This is a genomic window from Jannaschia sp. R86511 (assembly GCF_042466345.1).
Lineage (GTDB): Bacteria > Actinomycetota > Actinomycetes > Actinomycetales > JBBAYJ01 > Aquipuribacter.
On record NZ_JAXHCD010000001.1, the window covers coordinates 1,393,007 to 1,412,096 of the forward strand.

Here is a 19,090-nt window from a genome sequence, read left to right on the forward strand (position 1 = left end):
GGTGCTCGGCCCAGGCGCGTGGTGGACCGGTCCGCGGCGGACGGCGCACTATCGTGGCGGCCGTGCCGCCTGCTGTCGACGACGTACGCCTCCCGGCCGGGGCCGCCCCGGGCGCGGACCAGCGTCGTGGCAGCACGTTCGTGCGCTGGTGGACGGGGCCGACCAAGGCCGGCCTGGACGCGGTGGTCCTGATCGGGGCCACGCTGCTCACCGTCACCGCCCGGCTGGACCTGACGGCGTCGCGCTACGTCGACCCGGTCGGGCTGGTCTGGTACCTGCTGGTCGTGGTCGGGGTCCTGCTGGCCGTCGGCACCGCCGTGGTCTACCGGGGGCAGTACCGCTACGGCTCCTTCGAGGAGATCAGCGTCCTGGCCATGGTGGTGGGGGTCTCCGCGGTGGCCGGGCTGGCCTTCGCGGTCCTGGTCCCGGCGGCGGACGGCCTGCGGGTGGTGCCGCTGTCCGTGCCGGTGGTCTCGGCCGCGCTGACCCTGATCGGCATGGCCGGCCTGCGCTGGATCGGGCGCCGGGCGATCGACGCGCAGTCCGCGCCCGGCGGCGACACCGAGCGGGTGCTGGTCCTGGGCGCCGGCGAGAGCGGCTACCAGGTGATCCGGGCCATGCTCAAGGACCCGGAGAGCCCGTTCCGGCCCGTGGGCCTGGTCGACGACGACACCAGCAAGCGCAACCTGCGCATCGAGGGCGTCCGGGTGCTCGGCACCAGCGAGCAGCTGCCCGACCTGGCCCGCCGCAGCGGGGCCACGACGCTGGTCCTGGCCGTGCGCAGCGCCTCGGCGGCCGAGGTGCGCACCCTGGCCGCGACCGCCCGCACCGCCGGTCTGCGGCTGCTGTCGGTGCCCTCGACGTCCAAGATGCTGGGCAGCGAGATCGGGCTCGGCGACATCCGCGCGCTGACCGTGGAGGACCTGCTCGGCCGGCACCAGATCTCCACCGACGTCCACGAGATCGCGGCGTACCTGACCGGGCGCCGCATCCTGGTCACCGGAGCGGGCGGGTCGATCGGCTCCGAGCTGTGCCGGCAGATCCACGCCTACCAGCCGTCGGCGCTGATCATGCTGGAGCGCGACGAGAGCGCCCTGCACGCGGTCCAGCTGAGCATCGAGGGCCACGCGCTGCTCGACTCCGCCGACCTTGTCCTGGCCGACATCCGCGACCGGCGCCGGCTCACCGACGTGTTCGCCGAGCAGCGCCCGGACGTCGTGTTCCACGCCGCCGCGCTCAAGCACCTGCCCCTGGTCGAGGCCAACCCGGGCGAGGCGCTGCAGAGCAACGTCTGGGGCACCCTGAACGTGCTCGAGGCGGCCCGCGAGGCGGGCGTGGAGCGGTTCATCAACATCTCCACCGACAAGGCGGCCGACCCCACGTCGGTGCTGGGCTGGTCCAAGCGCGTCGCCGAGCGGCTGACGGCGCACTACGCCAGCGACGGGTCCCGCTACATGTCCGTGCGCTTCGGCAACGTGCTGGGCAGCCGCGGCTCGGTGCTGCACACCTTCGCCGACCAGGTGGCCCGGGGCGGGCCGATCACGCTCACCGACGCGCGGGTCACGCGGTACTTCATGACGGTGCCCGAGGCGGTCGAGCTGGTCATCCAGTGCGGGGCCATCGGCGGGGCCGGCGAGAGCCTGGTCCTGGACATGGGCGAGCCGGTGCTCATCGCCGAGCTGGCCGCCCGCATCGCCGACCTGGCCGGGGTCACCGTCGACATCGTCGAGACCGGGCTGCGACCGGGCGAGAAGCTGCACGAGGACCTGATCGGCGCGGCCGAGGTCGGCACCCGGCGGGCGCACCCGCTCATCACCCACGTCCCGGTGCCCCCGCTGGAGCCGGGCCTGGTGCTGACGGTCGACCCGTGGCGTGCACGCGAACCGGTCCGGCACGACCTGCAGCGCCTGGCCGACCTCGACCCGGCGGCGGACGCCGCCACGGGTGGCACGGGAGTGGCCGGTGCCACGGGTCCGGCGGGTGCCACGGGAACCGGTCCGGCCCCGCTCGGCGCGGACGCCCGGACGACGTGACCGACCTGCTCGGCCCGCTCCTGGTCGCCGGGACGGCGCTGGTCGTCACGGCTGCGGTCGCCGCCGTCCTGCCCGCGCTGCTGCTGCGGGCGCACCTGCTGGACACGCCGGGCTCGCGCAGCTCCCACTCCGCCCCCACCCCGCGCGGCGGCGGCATCGCGGTCGTGGCGGGGGTGGCGGCCGCCGCGGTCGTGGCCGCGCTGTGGCAGGGCGCCACGGGGACCCCGGGCAGCCCGGGGGCCGGGACCACCGACGCCGTGCCGGTCGGCTGGCTGGTCCTGCTCCTGGCGGCCGGGGCGGGGGCGGGCGCCGTCGGCCTGGTCGACGACGTGCGCGGCGTCCGGCCGCTGCACCGCGCGCTCGCGCAGCTGCTGGTCGGGGCCGGCGTGGGCGTGGCGCTCGTGGTGGCGCTGGACGTCAGCTGGGTGTGGGTGCCGGTGGCGGCGCTGGCCACGGCGGCCTACGTCAACGCGGTCAACTTCATGGACGGGCTCAACACCATGACCGGGCTGCACGCCACCACCGCGGGGCTGGCCTACGCCCTGGCGGGCTGGCTCCAGCACCGCGCCAACGGCGACGACACGCTGTGGCTGGTGGGCGCCGGGCTGGTCGTGGCGGCGGCCGGGGCGGCGTTCCTGCCCTTCAACGGGCTGGGCGGCGGTCCGGCGCGGATGTTCCTGGGCGACGTCGGCTCCTACGCCGTCGGGGCCATGATCGCCCTGCTGGCCGGGGCGGGGTTCCTGACCGGCCTGCCCGTCGAGCTGGCCGTGGCGCCGCTGACGGTCTGGCTCGCCGACACCGCGCACACCCTCACGCTGCGGATGGCCGCGGGCGAGCGCTGGTACCTGCCCCACCGCACGCACGCCTACCAGCGCCTGACCGACGCGGGCTGGTCGCACCGGCAGGTGGCCATGGCCGCGTCCGGCGCCACGCTCCTGGCGGTCGCCGTCGCCGTGGCGGTGGCCGACGCCGCTCTGGTGTGGCGCCTGCTCGGGGCCGTGGGCCTGGTGCTCGTGGGCGGGCTGTGGGTCAAGCTGCCCGCCTGGCTGGGCCACCCCTCGCCGTGGGGCAAGGTCGCGCGCGCCCGGCGGCGCCGATGAGGCTCACGCTGCTCAGCCACTACTACGAGCCCGAGGTCGGCGCCCCGCAGCGCCGGTGGACGGCGTTCGTGCCCCGGCTGGTGGCCGCCGGGCACGACGTGACCGTGGTGACGGCCCGGCCGCACTACCCGCACGGCCGGGCCGCGCCGGGGTCGCCGGCCGGGCGCACGGCGGGCCGGCACGGCGAGACCGTGGTCCGGGTCCGCTACGTCCCCTACGACTCCGGTCGCGGCCGTCGGGTGCTGGATCAGCTGCTGGTGGCGGCGGGCAGCGTCGTGCCCGCGTTGCGGTCGCGCCCGGACGTGGTCGTCGCCACCGCCCCCGGGCTGCCGAGCCTGCTGGCCGGCCGGCTGGTCGCCACCCTGGCCCGGGCCCGGCTGGTGGTCGAGATGCGCGACGCCTGGCCCGACCTGCTGGGCGAGGTCGGGTCGGTGCCGGGACCGGTCCGGGTGCCGGCCACGGCCGCCGTCACCGCGCTGCAGCGCTCGGCCGACACCGTGGTCACGGTGAGCGACCGGTTCGCCGCGCGGCTGCGGGGGCGCGGGGTGCGCCGGGTGGTGCACGTGGCCAACGGCACCGACGTCGCCGGGGTGCCCGTGCTGCCGCCGCGGCGGCCGGCCCCGGGGGACCCGCTGCGGGTCTGCTACGCCGGCACGATCGGCGAGAGCCAGGCGGTCCACCTGGCCGTCCGGGCCGTCGGGCTGTGCCCCCCCGGCTCGGTGCACCTGGTCGTGGTCGGGCACGGCGCCGCGCTGCCGGCCCTGCTGCAGGAACGGAACCGGCTGGACGACCCCACGGCGGTGGAGGTCCGGCCCGCGACCGACCCGGCCGGGGTGCGCGCGGTGCTGGCCGGCTGCGACACGGCGCTGGTCACGCTGCGGGACTGGCCGTCGTTCCGGGCCACCGTCCCCTCCAAGCTGTACGAGCTGCTGGCCCTGGGCCGCCACGTGAGCGCCGCCGTGGCCGGCGAGGCCGCCGACGTCGTGCGGGCCGCCGGCGGCGGTGACGTCGTGCCGCCGGAGGACCCCGCGGCCCTCGCGGCGCTGTGGCAGCGGCTGCGCCGGGACCCGGACCGGCTGAGCCCGGGCGAGGGTCCCCGCCGCTGGGTGGCCGAGCACGCCGACGACGCCGTCCTGGCGGCGCGCTACGTCGACCTCCTGGCGCGGGCGCGGTGAGCCCGGGACCGCGGTGGGTCGTGCTCGGCGGGTCCGGGTTCGTGGGCTCGGCCGTGGTCCGGGCGGCCACGGCCGCCGGGGCCCAGGTCACCGCCCTGCCCGCGCCCCGGTTGCAGGCGCCGGTGGATGCCGACGCCGCCGCGCTGCTGCGGCTGGCGGATCCCTGGGTGCCCGCGCTGGCCGAGCAGCTGGCCGGGGCCGAGGTCGTGGTCAACGCCGCCGGTCTCGCCCGCCCCGGGGCGGAGGCCTCGCCCGAGCTGAGCGGCGCCGACGCGCTGCTGCCGGTCGTGGTGGTGCTGGCCGCCGACGCGGCGGGGGCCGACCGGGTCGTCCACCTGTCCTCGGCGGCCGTGCAGGGCGACCGCGCGGTGCTGGACGCCTCCGACGACCTCGACCCGCGCACCCCCTACGCCCGGGCCAAGGCGCTGGGCGAGCAGGCCGTGGCCCTGCTCCGGCCGGACACCCGCTGCCGGGTCGTGGTGGCGCGGGCGACCAGCGTGCAGGGTGAGGGTCGGGCGACCACGGCGTCGCTGCGGCGCCTGGCGCGCTCGCCGCTGGCCAGCGTGGCCGGCCGGGGCGACGACCCCGTCCCGGTGACCAGTCCCGAGGGGCTGGGCGCCTGGGTGTGGGGCCTGGCCACCGAGGCCGACCCGCCGCCGGTGTCGCTGCAGCCGGGGGAGGGCTGGACGACGGCGTCGCTGCTGCGCGAGCTCGGTGGCCGCGAGCCGCTGCACCTGCCGGTGCGGCCGGCGCGGGCCCTGGTGCGGGCGGGGTACGCCGCGAGCCGGCTGCTGGGGGGCCGGGGGCGGGCCGCCGTGCGACGGGTCGAGCTGGTCTGGTTCGGTCAGCGCCAGCGCTGAGGACGCTACGCTCGGTCACCGTGCCTGACTTCGCCGCCCGGCTGCGCCGCCTCGCCCGATCCGTCGCCGGCCCGGGGGCCGGCCGGCCCGCCGCGGGTGCGTCGGCCGAGCAGCAGGAGCGGGCCGAGCAGGTGAGCGCCCGGCTGGCCGAGCTCACCGAGGCGCGGGACCACGAGGCCGCCGAGCGGCTGGCGACCGAGTCGTTCGACGAGCTGCACGACCAGCCGGTGTTCCTGCGGCAGGTGTCGCAGAGCACCGGGCGCTCGGGCGGGCTCAGTCTGCGGGTCCGGGCGCTGGAGGCCCTGGTGCGCATCGAGCAGGGGCCCAAGGTCGCCGCTCGGCTCGCCGTGGCCCGCGGCCGGCTGCGCGAGACCGACGCCGCCTGGACGCCGACGGTGCCCGAGGCGGTGGTGGCCGCCCTGCCGCCGGCGCAGCCGCCGCTGCCGGGCCGCGTGGTCCACGTGCTCAAGATCTCCGTGCCGCACCGGCAGAGCGGCTACACGATGCGCGGCATGTACTCGCTGTCGGGCCAGGCGCGCAGCGGCCTGGACCCCGTGGCGGTCACCGCGCTGGACTTCCCCGAGGGGGCGGTGCCGGCGGACGGCGCCGCGGCCGGTGAGCTGGTCGAGGACGTCGACGGCATACCCCACGTGCGGCTGCTGCGGGCCGCGGTGCCGGCCGAGGAGCCCTGGGACGCCTACCTGGACGTGTGGGCGGCGGCGCTGGCCCCGGTGGTGGCCCGCTACCGCCCGGAGGTGCTCCACGTGCACTCGGGGCACCGCGGCTACGAGTCGGCCCTGGTCGCCCTGACCGTCGGGGAGCTGCTCGGCGTCCCCGTCGTCTACGAGGTCCGCGGGTTCTTCGAGGCGCTGTGGTCGCGCGACCTGGCCTGGGCGGAGCGGTCGGAGACCTACCGGCGCCGGCGCGACACCGAGACCCGCTGCATGCAGCGGGCCGCGGCCGTGGTGACCCTGAGCGAGTCGATGCGCCAGGACATCCTCGAGCGCGGCGTCGACCCGGCCACGGTCCACGTGGTGCCCAACGGGGTCGACACCGACGTGTTCACGCCCCGGCCGCGCGCGGCCGCGCTCACCGAGCAGCTGGGCCTGACGGACCGGTTCGTGTTCGGCTACGTCAGCAACCTGGACCACTGGCGCGAGGGCCAGGAGCTGCTGGTCGACGCCGCGGTCCGGCTGCGCGAGCAGGGGGTGCCCGCGACCGCGCTGATCGTGGGGGACGGCACCCGGCGCGCCGAGCTGGAGCAGCTGGCCGAGCGCCGCGGGGCCGGTGACGCCGTGGTGTTCACCGGCAAGGTCCCGCACGACGACGTGGCGGCCTACTACGCCCAGCTCGACGTGTTCGTCGTGCCGCGGGTCGACGAGCGCGCCGCGCGGCTGGTCACCCCGCTCAAGCCGTTCGAGGCCATGGCCCAGGGGCTGCCCCTGCTGGTCTCCGACCTGCCCGCGCTCAACGAGATCACCGGCGACGGCTCCCGCGGGGCGACGTTCCGGGCCGGGGACGCCGACAGCCTCGCGCAGGCGCTGCTGGACCTGCACGCCGACCCGCAGCGACGGGCGGCCCTGGCCGCCGCGGGCCGGGAGTGGGTCGTGGCCGAGCGGCAGTGGTCGGCCAACGGCGCCCGCTACCGCGAGGTGTACGACCAGGTCGCGGCGGCCCGTCCCCCCGCCTGAGCCCGCGGGCGGGGGCGGGCGGCAGCCGCGTCAGACGTCGACGTGGGCCCGGGGGTCGCCGAAGAACACCAGGTCGCCGGCCCGGTTCATCAGGGCGGTCTCGGCGATCGGCCAGGTGTGGGCGAACCGGTCCACGCCGCGGATGCTGACGAAGTTGAACCGGTCGGCCGAGAACGTCCGGGCGCCCTCGTCCCGCACCCGGTTGAGCAGGTCGGTGTCCACGGCCCGCGGGATGTCGGAGAAGCGCAGCCGCCGCAGCAGGTCGCCGTCGACGATGATCGAGCCGCCCTGCACCAGCCGCTCGTCGCGGTACTGCGAGGACGCCGAACGCAGGATCACGGCCCCGGAGGAGCGCAGCCAGACGTAGTGCGCCCACTTGCCGACCACCTGCGCCCCGGAGTACCCGAAGGCGTCCAGCAGGTCGGTCAGGTAGTGCCGGCCGTAGTAGTTGTCGTCGTCCAGCTTGGCGATCCAGCGCCCGCTCGCGGCCTCGACCCCCAGGTTGAGGCAGGCCCCCAGGGTGAGCGAGGCGTCGGCGCGCAGCACGACGAGCTGGCTGAGCCCGGTCTCGGCGAACATGGCCCGCACGGTGTCGTCGTCGACGTCCAGGCCGTGCAGGACCAGCACCAGCTCGACGTTGCCGAGCGTGGTCTCGTGCTGGCGGGCCAGGTTGTCGGCCACCGTGGGCAGCTCGTGGGCCCGGTTGGTGGGCACCACGACGGACACGCTCCGGTCCCGGACCGGTCGGTGGCCGGTCGTGGCCTCGAGGATGCTGTCCACCCGGTGGCCCAGGGTGTGACCGGCCCGCGCGGCCCGGGCGGCGACGAGACCCTCGCGGTCGGCGAGCTCGCGCTGCCACAACCGGGCCGCGGTGTCGAAGCCCACCTCGTCGGCGTCGGTGGCCAGGGTGTGCAGCGGGGCCAGGTCCGGGGGCAGCAGCGCCATGGACGCCTCGTCCAGCACCAGGGGGGTGCCCGCCATGCTGGCCTCGACCAGCGGCCACGACGAGCCGGGGGCGCCACCGACCGCCGTCGCCACCCGGTAGTGGCCCAGCGTGCGGAACGGCTCGCGCAGGCCGAGCGGCATGACCGACGAGCTGCGCATGGCCGCCAGCCGCTCGGCCGTGGCCCGGCGGGCCTCGGCCTGCCGGTCGGCCTCGCTGACGACCGGTGCGGCGGACCCGCCGGGGGCGAGCGACCCCTCGGGTGAGTCGGGGCCTGCGGCGGTGTCGGGGCTGTCGGTCCCGTCGGAGGCGTCGGAGGCGGCCTGGTCGGCCACGGCGCCGATCGCCTCGACGGCGCCGTGCGCGTCGGTGCCGGCGTCGGCCGCCTCGCGCTCCAGCGCCGTCGGCGGCAGCGGCACGTCCGGCCCGGCCAGCCACACGTCCACGTGGCCCGGGGGGACCGCGGCGAAGGGCAGCAGCGCCTCCGAGCCGGGCACCAGGGCGGCGACGGCCTTGCGACGGTGCCCCAGGCCGTTGCTGCGGGCGGGGGAGTGCACGAGCGGGCTGGCGCCCGGCGGCAGGTGGTCCACGGGGCGACCCGCGGCCGCCGTCCAGGCCGTGGCGGTACCGGCGTCGTCGGCCAGCACGACGTCGGCGCGGGCCGCCGGGTGCGCGGCCGGCCACGGGGCGGCGGTGCTCCCGGTGGCCCAGAGCACGACCTTGGTGCCCAGCTGCTCCGCCGTGGCGAGCACGTCCTCGACCTGGTCGTCGGTCAGACCGGGCACGGCCCCCTCGACCCACTGCAGCAGCACCAGGTCCGGGCGCGGCGCCTGCCCGTCGGTGACGTCCTGCGCCCAGCCGGGCCCGAGCGGCTGCTGGGACCACTCGGACCGCAGGCCGACGAGCAGCCACTCCTGCGCGGCGACGGCGGCCGTGACGTGGGGGTGCGCCGGGGGCACCTCGGGCAGCGTCTGCCGGCCCAACGAGGCGACGAACCCGGCCCGGCGGCGGGCGGCGTCGGAGCGGCGCACGGCCAGGCCGGGGCGACGGGCGCCCCCGCCCTGGCGGGCGCGGTACAGGGCCAGCCGCACGGGCTGGGGCACCACCGACCAGGCGCGCCGCAGCAGCGACCTCACGGCGTCGGCTCCGGCGCAGCGTCCCGCACGAGCCCGACCAGCGCCGCCGGCGACCGGCGCACCTCGCCCGGCACCACCGTGACCGGTGCGCTCGTCCAGCCGGACAGGTTCTCCTGCAGCCGTGCGCGTGCGTGCACGCTGACCCCCTCGTTCTCGTCGACCACCACGACCCGGTCGGCGCGCAGCGACCGCGGCGGCTCGCGCCGGAGCACGAGGCAGGCCGGGGACAGCACGCAGACCGTGGTTGCCACCATATTCTCCTCCGGGAACACCCGGGTGGCGCGGCCCGCGTCCAGCAGCCGCTGCAGCGTCGGGTGCGCCGGACGTCGGGGCCGGCGCAGCGTCCGCGGGTCCTCCTGGTGCAGCAGCAGCACCCGCAGGCCGTCGTCGGCCAGCGCCGTCACCAGCCCGGCCAGGTCCGTGCCGTCCGCCGTGGCCCCGCACAGGTCGGCGACCAGCAGCACGTCGGCGGGACCGTCCGGGCCGCCGGCGGCGCCGGCCGTGGGCGACGCCGGGGCCAGGTACGACCGAGGCGCGGCGAAGGGCCGCTCCGGCCCGGCGATCTCGGTCGGGTCCGCCCCGTCGCCCAGCCGCCGGTGCCAGCCGCGGTAGCCGTCCTGGTAGCCGATCCGGGCGGCCCGGGCCCAGCCCATGGCGAAGTCCCCGCGGGACAGCGACGCCGCCCGCAGCCGGGTCACGGCCAGCACCTCCGGCACCGTCAGGCACTCGCGGCCCAGGACCGTCTCCAGCCGCGCGGCGAACTCCGAGTCCGCGCTCTTGCGGACCAGGTCGAACGGGCCGGTGGTGGCCAGCACCTCACGGTCCAGGAGCAGCGAGGAGGCGTTGGTCCGCACCGCCGGGTAGCCCAGCCAGGTCCGGTCCAGGTCGTCCAGGGCCCGCATGGCCAGGCTGTGGGTGCCGGGCAGCCCCGGGTCCAGCAGCATGGGCACCAGCTGGCGCTCCACCCGCTCCGGGTGGGCCCAGTCGTCGGAGTCGTGGAACGTCACGTAGCGCCCGGTGGCCTCGGCCAGGCCGCGGCGCCGGGCGGCGTAGCTGCCCCCGTTGACGGGCTGGGTGAGCACGCGCACCCGGGGCAGGGCCGCCACCTCGGCCAGCACGTCGGCGTAGTCCGGACCGGAGGCGTCGTCCACGACGACCACGTCCAGCTCGGGCCAGGTCTGGTCCAGCAGCGACCGGACGGCCGTACCCAGGCCCTCGTCCGGGCGGAACGCGCTGACCACGACGCTGACCACGGGCAGCCCGCCCGACGTGTCGACCCCGGCCTCGGCCAGCCGGCGCGGCAGGTCGTCGCGGGCGGCGCGGGCGACGTCCGGCGCGGTGGTGAGGGTGTCGAAGGCGGCCGGTCCGGGCGCGACCTCGGGCACGAGCAGCCCGGCGTCGGCCCAGGTGGCCAGGAACGCGCGGCGCCAGGCGTCGACGTCGGCGGCCGGCCGCCGCCGCGGGTTGCCGAGGTCGGTGAGCAGGTGGGCCACCTGGTCGTCCGGCAGCCGGGCGAGCGAGGGCAGCAGCGCCCGCAGCTCCTCGTCGCGGTCGTGCAGCAGCAGCAGCTGGGCCAGCACGAGCTCCTGCCGGGCGTCGAAGGGCTCCGCGCCGTGGCTGCGGCGGACCTCGAGCATGGTGTCGAGGGCGCGCGTGCGGGGTCCGGGCTCCGGCAGCGCGGCCAGCGCCGTCGCCTCGCCCAGCAGCCAGCGGGGCCGGTCCCCGGTGCGCCCGACGTGCCCGAGCAGCTCCACCAGGTCCGGGCTGCGGGTGCGCATCGCCATCGCGGTCACCGTCACCGGCCCGGCGTCGCGCACCGCGCGCTGCGCCAGGTCGTGCAGGAACGGGTCCAGCCCCGGGGCGACCTCGGCGACGGGGCGGGCGTCGGCGGCCGGGGACGGGCCCGACGACCCGGGCGAGGGGGCCGACGGCGTCGAGGGTCCGCGCACCGCGGCCGACGCGGCGGCGGCGGCACGACGCAGCCACCCCGTGCTGCTGCGGACCATGGGTGCCACCTCTCCTGTACGGGGCCGGACGTGTCCGGTTCACCCTGCCATGTCCGGGCGGCCCGGACGGCACCACGACCGCGGGCCGTCCCGTCCCGTCACGGTCCGTCGATCCGCTGGGCCGGACGAGGGGGTGGGTTGTGCGACCATCGGTGGATGCAGGGTTCCCCCCGGGCCTCTGCCGGCACCCCTGCCCCCACCGACTCCTCGTCCGTGGCCGCAGGGGTCGGGGTCCGACCGGTGCCCGACACGGTCCCACCCGCGCCGGCCCGCCACTTCGCCCACATCGACGGTCTGCGCGCGCTGGCCGTGGGTGCCGTCGTCGCCTACCACGCCGGTGTGCCGTTCGTGTCGGGCGGGTTCGTCGGCGTGGACGTGTTCTTCGTCATCTCCGGGTTCCTCATCACCGGGCTGCTGCTGCGCGAGGTCGAGACCACGGGCCGGGTGGACCTGCCGCGGTTCTACGCCCGCCGGGCCCGGCGGCTGCTGCCCGCGGCGGCCCTCGTGGTGCTGGTGGTGGCGGGCCTGGGCGCGCTGCTGCTGCCGCCCATCAGCCGGGGCACCCTGGCCGTCGACGTGGTGGCGGCCACCCTGTTCGTGGCCAACTGGCGCTACGTCGCCGCCGCCACGGACTACTCCGCGGCCGCGGCCGAGCAGAGCCCGCTGCTGCACTTCTGGTCGCTGGCGGTCGAGGAGCAGTACTACCTGCTGTGGCCGCTGATGCTGCTCGGGGCCGCGGTGGCGGCGGCGGCGCTGACCCGCCGTGGCCGCCGCGTGCCCGCCCGGGTGGCGGTCGGGACGGTCCTGGCCGTGGTCCTGGTGGTGTCGCTGTGGCTGTCGGTCACGCTGACCGGCTCGACCGGCACGACCGCCTACTTCGGGCTGCACACCCGGGCGTGGGAGCTGGCCACGGGCGGCCTGGTCGCGGTGCTGCTGCCGCAGCTGGCCCGGACGGGGCCGCGGCTGCGGGCCGCCGCCGTGGTGCTCGGCCTGGCCGCGGTGGCCGTCTCGGTGCTCACCTTCGACGCGGGCACGCCGTTCCCGGGCTCGGCGGCGCTGCTGCCCGTGCTGGGCACGGCCGCCGTCATCGTCGGCGGGGCGGGCGGCACGCTGGGCGTCACCGGCTGGCTGGAGAGCCGCCCCGCCGCCACCCTGGGGCTGCTGTCGTACTCCTGGTACCTGTGGCACTGGCCGGTGCTGTTCTTCGCCGGCGTGGTGCTCGGTGACCCCGAGCTGGCCGCCCAGGGCCGTGACTGGGGGCTGACCTGGCCGCTCACGCTCGCGGCGGTGCTGCTCTCGCTGGGGCTCGCGGCGCTGTCGTACCACCTCGTCGAGCAGCCGCTGCGGTTCGCGCGGCCGCTGGTGGCCCGGTCCTCGCTGTCACTGACGCTGGGCCTGGTGCTGGTCTGCACCGGGCTCGCCAGCGGGGCCGCCCTGCGGGCGGCGGTCCCGCAGGACCAGGCCGTCGTGGCCGGAGCCACGGACGGCCGGGTCGTCACGGTGTCGCAGGCGGCCGGCGACGCGATGGACCCGGGCAGCTGCCACCTGCCGCAGAGCGGCCCCCCGGACCTGTCCGCCGAGTGCGTCTTCGGCGACCCGGACGGCGACCTGCGGGTGCTGCTGGTGGGCGACTCCCACGCCGAGCACTGGCTGCCCGCCTTCGACGAGGCCGGCGCGGAGCTGGGCTGGCGGGTGGAGCTGCGCAGCCGCAGCGCCTGCGCGTTCAACGACGTCCAGAGCTGGCTCGGGTCGGAGCGGCGCGAGTACGTCGAGTGCGACGAGTGGCGCGACGCCGTGCTGGCCCACGCCGAGGAGCAGGGCGGCTACGACCTGACGGTCCTGGTCCGCTCCACCGGCCAGGTGGAGGCGGTCATGCTCGACGACGAGCGGGTCGAGGGCGAGGCCGCCGGCCGGGCCTGGGAGGCGGCCACGCTGCGCAGCATCCGGTCCCTGCGCGAGGTGAGCGAGCAGGTGGTCGTGCTGGGCACCACGCCCGGCCCGCTGACCTCGGTGCCGGAGTGCCTGTCGGCCAACGACGGCGTGGCCGCCGAGTGCTCCTTCGACCCGGCCGTGCGGGTCGCGGACGGGGCGGTGCTGACGGCGGCCGAGCAGCGGGTGGTCGAGACCCTCGACGACCCCGCGGTCCGCCAGGTGCCCGTCGCGGACCTGGTCTGCCCCGACACCCCGTGCCAGGTCGCCACCGACGAGGGCGTCGTGCTGTTCCGCGACGGCAGCCACCTGACGGAGACGTTCGCCCGGTCCATCGGCCTGCCGCTGGCCGAGCGGCTGACCGGCTGACCGGCTCCCGGCTCGACCGGGTGGCCCTCAGCTGCTGACGGGGCGGAACTCCGCGTCGACGCCCACCACGGGCCCGGGCAGGGTGGGCCGGGCGCCCTTGCCCGCCCGCCACGCCTTGTTGGCCTTGTTGTGCTCGGTGTAGGCCGCCACCACCTCGTCGGTGGGACCGTCCATGCGCAGCGTCCCGCCGTCCATCCACAGCGAGCGCGAGCAGGTGCCGGCGATCGCGCTGAGCGAGTGGCTGACGAGCATGACCGTGCCGGCCTCGGCCCGGAGCTCACGGATGCGCTGCTCGCTGCGCTCCTTGAAGTCGGCGTCCCCGGTGTTCAGCGCCTCGTCGATGAGCAGGATGTCCGGCACCCGCGCGGTCGCGATGGCGAAGCGCAGCCGTGAGCCCATGCCCGAGCTGTAGGTGCGCATCGGGCGGTGCACGGCCTCGCCCAGCCCGGAGAAGTCGACGATGTCCTGCATCCGGTCCTTGATCTCGCGCCGGGACATGCCCAGCGCCATGCAGCCCAGCAGGATGTTCCGGGTGCCGGACAGGTTCGGCATCATCGCGGCGTTGACGCCGAGCAGGGTCGGTGTCGAGGCCGCCCAGACGTGGCCGGCCGTCACCCGGGTCAGCCCGGCCACGGCCCGCAGCAGCGTGCTCTTGCCCGAGCCGTTGCGCCCGAGCACGCCCACGGCCTCGCCCCGCCGGATGACCGCGGTGACCCCGTCGACCGCCCGCACGTGCTCGGTGCGGGCCCGCCCGCGCGGCCCGCTGCCCTCCACCGACACGCGGTAGTCGACCTCGACGGCGTCGAGCACCACCGTGGGGGTGGTCAGGGCCGTGGCCTCCCGCGTGCCGGTCTCGGTGTCAGTCACGCGTGTACTCCTCCTCGGCCTGCCAGAACACCAGGTAGCCGACGACGAGCAGGCCGAACGCCCAGCCCGCCGCCCCGGCCCAGTACTGCCAGCTGCTGTCCTGCTGCCACAGGATCGCGTCCCGGCCCAGGGTCAGGAAGATGTGCATGGGGTTGGCGGTCAGCACCGACAGCACGACCGGGTTGTCGGCCGCGTAGCGCTCCACGGGGTAGAAGACCCCGGAGGTGTACAGCCACAGCCGGGTGAACAGCGGCAGCAGGTTGCCCAGGTCGTTGACGTGCGCCGTGAACCGGGCCGTGATCATGGCCAGACCCAGGTTGAACACCGCGATGAGCAGCACCAGGGGCACCACCAGCACGACGCGCCAGCCGATGCGGACCTCGGGCAGCCACGACAGGAACACGATGACGAACACCACGGCCAGCGCGGGCAGGAACCCCATCGACGAGCGCAGCGACGAGGCGATCGGCAGCGCCGCCCGGGGGAACGCCAGGGCCTGGATCAGCTTGCGGTTGCCGCTGACGGCCCGCGAGCCCTGCACCATCGACTGCGAGATGTGCTGGAAGAAGATCACGCCGATGACCAGGAAGCCGACGAAGTTCTCGACGTCGCGGGCCACGCCCAGCAGCAGGCCGAAGACGAAGAAGTAGACCAGGCCCTGCAGCAGCGGGGTCAGCACCAGCCAGACCGAGCCGAGCCGGTCGTTGCTGCTCTTGGCCCGCAGCCCCGACCGCGCCATGGTCAGGATGAAGTCGCGGTGGTCCCACAGCGACCGGGTGTAGGCCCACAGGCCGGGGCGACGACCGACGGGGGACAGCCCCGTGGAGTCGGCGAGGGAGCGGAGCGCGTCCGTCCCGACCGGCTGAGCAGCGTTCATGGTGCTCATCGAATCACGTCCTCGTACACGCGCAGGTACGCCTCGGTGGTCGCCGCCCAGGTGCGGCCCCGCCGCACCCGCTCCGCGGCGGCCGTCCCCAGGTCCGCCCGCCGGTCCGGCGGCAGCAGGGACTGCAGCGCGTCGGCCAGCGCGACGGGGTCCTCGGGCCGGACGAGCAGGCCGTCGGTGCCGTCGTCAACCAGCTCGCGCAGCGCCGGCAGGTCGCTGAGCACGACGGGCTTGCCCAGCGCCATCGCCTCGACCGGCTTGAGCGGGGAGACCAGCCGGCACACATCGACGTCCAGGCGGGGCACCGCCACCACGTCGAGGGCCGCGAGCCAGGTCAGCGCCTGCGCGTGCGGCAGTCGCCCCGGCATCACGACCTGCACCCCGGGCAGGTCGTCCGCCAGGCGGCGCAGCGGCCCCGCGGCGTCGCCGTCACCCACCAGCACCACCGTGACCGCGGTGCCGCGGCCGGCGAGCTCGGCGGCGGCGCGCAGCAGCACGTCGAAGCCCTCGTAGGCCACCAGGCTGGACACGCTGCCCACGACCAGCCCGGCCGGCTCGAGGCCGACCTGCCGCCGGGCCCGGGCCACGTCCGGACGGTCGGTGAGCAGCGACGCGTCGACCGCGTTGGCGACGACCGTGGGGGTGGTCCGGGCGCCCAGGCCCACGAGGTGCGCGGCCATGGCCCGGCCCAGCGTGACGACCGCGTCGGCGCCGGTCACCACGGCGGCCTCCTGCTGCTGCTCCAGCCGGTAGCGCTCGGTCGCGACCGCGTCGGGGCCGATCCGCTGGGCCCAGGTCTCGTGCAGCAGCCCCCGCACCTCGTAGACCACGGGCAGGTCGTGCTCGGCCGCCACCTCCAGCGCGTCCAGGCCCACCTGGAACGGGCTGTGCGCGTGCAGCACGTCGGGCCGCAGCTCGCGCACCAGCCGGTCCAGCAGCCGGCGCCGGTCGGCCTCGCGCGCCGCGTCGTCCCGGGGCCGGGCCGAGGGCAGCAGCCGGTGGTAGCGGACGCCGTCGACCGTCTCGTCCCCGGCGCAGTCGCGCAGCACCGTCCAGGGGTACATGAACCCCGTCACCGCCTCGGCGTGCAGCCCGTGGGCCTGCTGGGCCCGCAGCACGGCCTGGGTGCGCAGCGCGTAGCCGGCGCTGGAGTGCGGCAGGCTGTTGACGACCAGGTGCAGCACGCGGGGCCGGGTCGCCGGGCGCGGCACGACGGGGCGGGGCCGCCCCGGCGCCGCGGGACGGGGGGGCACCGGGCGGGAGTCCGCGGCCAGCCGCTCGGCCAGCGCCCGGCGGACCCGGTCGTCCTCCCTCAGCCCGGGCAGGGCGGAGCCGCGCGCGCCGAGCGCCCAGGCCGCGCGGGCCCGGTCACGCCGGTCCGCGGGCGAACCCGTCGCGGCGACCGGCCCCAGGGCGGCCAGCGCCCGGGCCGGCTCGCCGCGGTACAGCCAGGCACGGGCGGGGCGGACGCGGTGCAGCACGCCCAGCAGCGCGCGGGCCAGCCGCCGGGCCGGGCTGTGACCGGTCGCGGCCCACGCCCCCACCGCCGAGGGCTCCAGGAGCACCCGGCGGCGGGCCGCGGCGAGCCGCAGCGGGACCCGGCCCCACCGGCCGGGCACCCCGCTGCCCTCAGCCGGCACCGGGCGCGAAGTCGGGCAGGCGGGCCCCCAGGCCGAGCAGGTGCCGGACCGCGGCCGTGGCCCGGTCGGCGGCCCGGCCGTCGCCGTAGGGGTTGACGGCCTGCGCCATCCGGTCGTAGGCCCCGGCGTCGTCCAGCAGCGTCGTGGCCTCCGTGACGATCCGGTCGACGTCGGTGCCGACCAGCGCCGCGGTGCCCGCGCTGACGGCCTCGGGCCGCTCGGTGTTGTCGCGCATGACCAGGACCGGCTTGCCCAGCGACGGCGCCTCCTCCTGCACCCCGCCGGAGTCGGTGAGCACCAGGTGGCTGTGCCGCATCAGGTGGCAGAAGCCGGCGTACTCCACGGTGTCGGTCAGCCGCACCCCGTCCAGGTCGCCCAGGCGCTCCACCAGCACGTCGCGCACCTGCGGGTTGCGGTGCATCGGCAGCACGACCTGCACGTCGCCGCGCGCCACCAGCCGCTGCACGGCCTCGGTGATGCGCAGCAGCGGGGCGCCCCAGGACTCGCGCCGGTGGGTGGTCACCAGCACGACCCGGCGGCCGTCGGCGTCCAGCTCGCCCAGCAGCCCCTCGACGTCGGCCGGCCGCTCCTGGGCCAGCACCAGGTGCAGGGCGTCGATGACGGTGTTGCCGGTCACGCAGACGTCCCCGGCCGGCACGCCCTCGGCCAGCAGGTGACCGCGGCTGCCCTCGGTGGGGGCCAGGTGCAGCGCCGCCAGCCGGGCCGTCAGGCGGCGGTTCATCTCCTCGGGGAACGGGTTGAGCGGGTCCCCGGTGCGCAGCCCCGCCTCGAGGTGCACCACGGGGACCTTCTCGTAGAAGGCCGACAGCGCGGCGACGGTGGAGGTGGTGGTGTCGCCCTGCACGACGACGGCGCTGGGCCGGACCCGGCGCAGCAGGCCCTCCATGCCGGTGAGCACGCGTGCGCTCATCGCGGCCAGGGACTGGCCGTGGGCGAAGACGTCCAGGTCGCTGTCCGGCCGGATGGCGAAGGTGGCGTTGACCTGGTCGAGCATCTCGCGGTGCTGGCCCGTCACGGCCACGTGCACGTCGACGTCGTCCGCGGCCTGCAGCGCCCGCACCAGCGGGGCCATCTTCACGGCCTCCGGGCGGGTGCCGTAGACCAGCATGACCGGCCCGGCGCCGGTGGTGGCCCCGGCCGCCCCCTCGCTCGCCGCCGCGCTCACAGCCGCGCCACCCCCGGGTGGTCGACGGCGCCGCGGGTGTCGAACAGCACCTTCGCGGACTCGGCGAGGCGGCCGAGGTCGTACTCCTTGTGGGGCTGCAGCAGCACGGTGACGTCGGCCTCCGCGGCGGCGGCGTACACGTCCTCGGCCTGCGTCACCGGGGTGCCGTCGACCGTCCAGCCGCTGACCTTGGCGTCGTGGTACGTCAGGTCGGCGCCCTGGGCCAGGAACTGCGTGGCCACGGGGGTGGCGGGGGACTCCCGCTGGTCGGCGATGTCCGCCTTGTAGGTGACGCCCACCAGCAGGACCTTGGCCCCGCGCAGCGCCCGCGAGGAGTCGTTGAGCAGGTCCTGGACGCGGCGCACGACGTAGGCCGGCATGCCGACGTTGATCTCCTGGGCCAGCTCGACGAACCGGAACGGGTACCCCAGCGTGGCCTTGACCTGGTACGACAGGTAGTTGGGGTCGATCGGGATGCAGTGCCCGCCCACCCCGGGGCCGGGGTAGAACGCCTGGAACCCGAACGGCTTGGTGCGGGCGCAGCGGATGACGTCCCACAGGTCGATGTCGAGCTCGTGGCAGAAGCGCGCCATCTCGTTGACCAGCGCGATGTTGATGTGGCGGTAGGTGTTCTCCAGCAGCTTGGCCGTCTCGGCCTCGCGGGTGCCGCGGGCCGGGACCACGGTGTCGACGAAGGCGGAGTAGAACGCCACGGCGGCGTCGCGGGAGGCCTCGTCGGTGCCGCCGACCACCTTGGGGGTGTTCTTCATCCCGTAGGTCGGGTTGCCGGGGTCGATGCGCTCGGGCGAGAACGCCAGCATGAGCTCCTCGCCCACCCGCAGGCCGGAGGTCTCGAGGATCGGCTTGACCACCTCGTCGGTGGTGCCGGGGTACGTGGTCGACTCCAGCACCGTCAGCAGGCCCGGCCGGGCGTGGGCGGCCACGGTGCGGCAGGCCGCCTCGACCGCGCCCAGGTCCGGGCCGCCGTCGGCGGACAGCGGGGTCGGCACGCAGATGACGACCACGTCGCTGGTCTCGATCACCGCGGGGTCCGTGGTGGCCCGGAAGCCGCCGGCCAGGATCTGCGCGACGTCGTCGTCGGACAGGTCGTCCACGTGGGAGCGGCCGCCGTTGAGGCCGTCGACCACGCGGTCCGACATGTCGAGCCCACGGACCTGCAGCCCGGCCCGGACCGCCTCCTGGACGAGCGGGAGGCCCACGTAGCCGAGTCCGACCACGGTGACGGTTGTCGTGGACATGGAGAACCTA

The 19,090-nt window shown here is 76.6% G+C and carries 13 protein-coding genes; 6 read left to right on the plus strand and 7 right to left on the minus strand.

Annotated features, from left to right (window positions below):
* Window positions 1–62: 62 nt before the first annotated feature.
* The 5 genes from SJY06_RS06815 to SJY06_RS06835 are packed head-to-tail and all read left to right on the plus strand — an operon-like array spanning window position 63 to window position 6,859.
* On the plus strand, window positions 63–2,033 hold the full coding sequence (locus SJY06_RS06815; protein ID WP_380165928.1) for a polysaccharide biosynthesis protein: 1,971 nt from the start codon (window positions 63–65) through the stop codon (window positions 2,031–2,033).
* Window positions 2,030–3,133, plus strand: a complete 1,104-nt coding sequence (locus tag SJY06_RS06820; RefSeq protein WP_380165930.1) for a hypothetical protein — start codon at window positions 2,030–2,032, stop codon at window positions 3,131–3,133. The genes SJY06_RS06815 and SJY06_RS06820 overlap by 4 nt, the downstream gene beginning before the upstream one ends.
* Window positions 3,130–4,308 (plus strand): glycosyltransferase family 4 protein, encoded by a 1,179-nt coding sequence (locus tag SJY06_RS06825; RefSeq protein WP_380165932.1) that lies wholly within the window; start codon window positions 3,130–3,132, stop codon window positions 4,306–4,308. The genes SJY06_RS06820 and SJY06_RS06825 overlap by 4 nt, the downstream gene beginning before the upstream one ends.
* A complete protein-coding gene (locus SJY06_RS06830; protein ID WP_380165934.1) occupies window positions 4,305–5,168 on the plus strand; it encodes an NAD-dependent epimerase/dehydratase family protein in 864 nt (287 codons plus the stop codon). Before SJY06_RS06825 ends, SJY06_RS06830 begins: the two co-directional genes overlap by 4 nt.
* Window positions 5,169–5,188: 20 nt before the next feature.
* Window positions 5,189–6,859 (plus strand): glycosyltransferase family 4 protein, encoded by a 1,671-nt coding sequence (locus SJY06_RS06835; RefSeq protein ID WP_380165936.1) that lies wholly within the window; start codon window positions 5,189–5,191, stop codon window positions 6,857–6,859.
* Between the two features lie 30 nt (window positions 6,860–6,889).
* Here SJY06_RS06835 and SJY06_RS06840 read toward each other — a convergent pair whose 3' ends face one another.
* A complete protein-coding gene (locus tag SJY06_RS06840; protein WP_380165938.1) occupies window positions 6,890–8,938 on the minus strand; it encodes a glycosyltransferase in 2,049 nt (682 codons plus the stop codon).
* Window positions 8,935–10,944: a glycosyltransferase family 2 protein gene (locus SJY06_RS06845; RefSeq protein ID WP_380165940.1), complete on the minus strand. Its 2,010-nt coding sequence runs from the start codon at window positions 10,942–10,944 to the stop codon at window positions 8,935–8,937. Before SJY06_RS06845 ends, SJY06_RS06840 begins: the two co-directional genes overlap by 4 nt.
* Before the next feature lie 156 nt (window positions 10,945–11,100).
* On the opposite strand from SJY06_RS06845, the gene SJY06_RS06850 reads away from it, so the two are divergent.
* Complete coding sequence (locus SJY06_RS06850) at window positions 11,101–13,242, plus strand: acyltransferase family protein (protein WP_380165942.1); 2,142 nt, start codon at window positions 11,101–11,103, stop codon at window positions 13,240–13,242.
* 27 nt (window positions 13,243–13,269) lie between these two features.
* Here SJY06_RS06850 and SJY06_RS06855 read toward each other — a convergent pair whose 3' ends face one another.
* Genes SJY06_RS06855 through SJY06_RS06875 form a run of 5 tightly spaced genes read right to left on the minus strand, consistent with a single transcriptional unit; the run spans window position 13,270 to window position 19,080 of the window.
* Window positions 13,270–14,109, minus strand: coding sequence for an ABC transporter ATP-binding protein (locus SJY06_RS06855; protein WP_380165944.1), 840 nt, complete (start codon window positions 14,107–14,109; stop codon window positions 13,270–13,272).
* Window positions 14,102–14,995 carry an ABC transporter permease gene (locus SJY06_RS06860; RefSeq protein ID WP_380165946.1) on the minus strand — a complete coding sequence of 298 codons (894 nt, stop codon included), beginning with the start codon at window positions 14,993–14,995 and terminating at the stop codon, window positions 14,102–14,104. The genes SJY06_RS06855 and SJY06_RS06860 overlap by 8 nt, the downstream gene beginning before the upstream one ends.
* Window positions 14,992–16,614, minus strand: coding sequence for a glycosyltransferase family 4 protein (locus tag SJY06_RS06865; protein WP_380165948.1), 1,623 nt, complete (start codon window positions 16,612–16,614; stop codon window positions 14,992–14,994). Before SJY06_RS06865 ends, SJY06_RS06860 begins: the two co-directional genes overlap by 4 nt.
* Window positions 16,615–16,624: 10 nt before the next feature.
* The gene (gene wecB / locus SJY06_RS06870) at window positions 16,625–17,821 is read right to left on the minus strand and encodes a non-hydrolyzing UDP-N-acetylglucosamine 2-epimerase (RefSeq protein ID WP_380165950.1); all 1,197 of its coding nucleotides are present in this window, start codon (window positions 17,819–17,821) and stop codon (window positions 16,625–16,627) included.
* The gene (locus tag SJY06_RS06875; protein ID WP_380165952.1) at window positions 17,818–19,080 is read right to left on the minus strand and encodes a nucleotide sugar dehydrogenase; all 1,263 of its coding nucleotides are present in this window, start codon (window positions 19,078–19,080) and stop codon (window positions 17,818–17,820) included. Before SJY06_RS06875 ends, wecB begins: the two co-directional genes overlap by 4 nt.
* Between the last annotated feature and the right edge of the window lie 10 nt (window positions 19,081–19,090).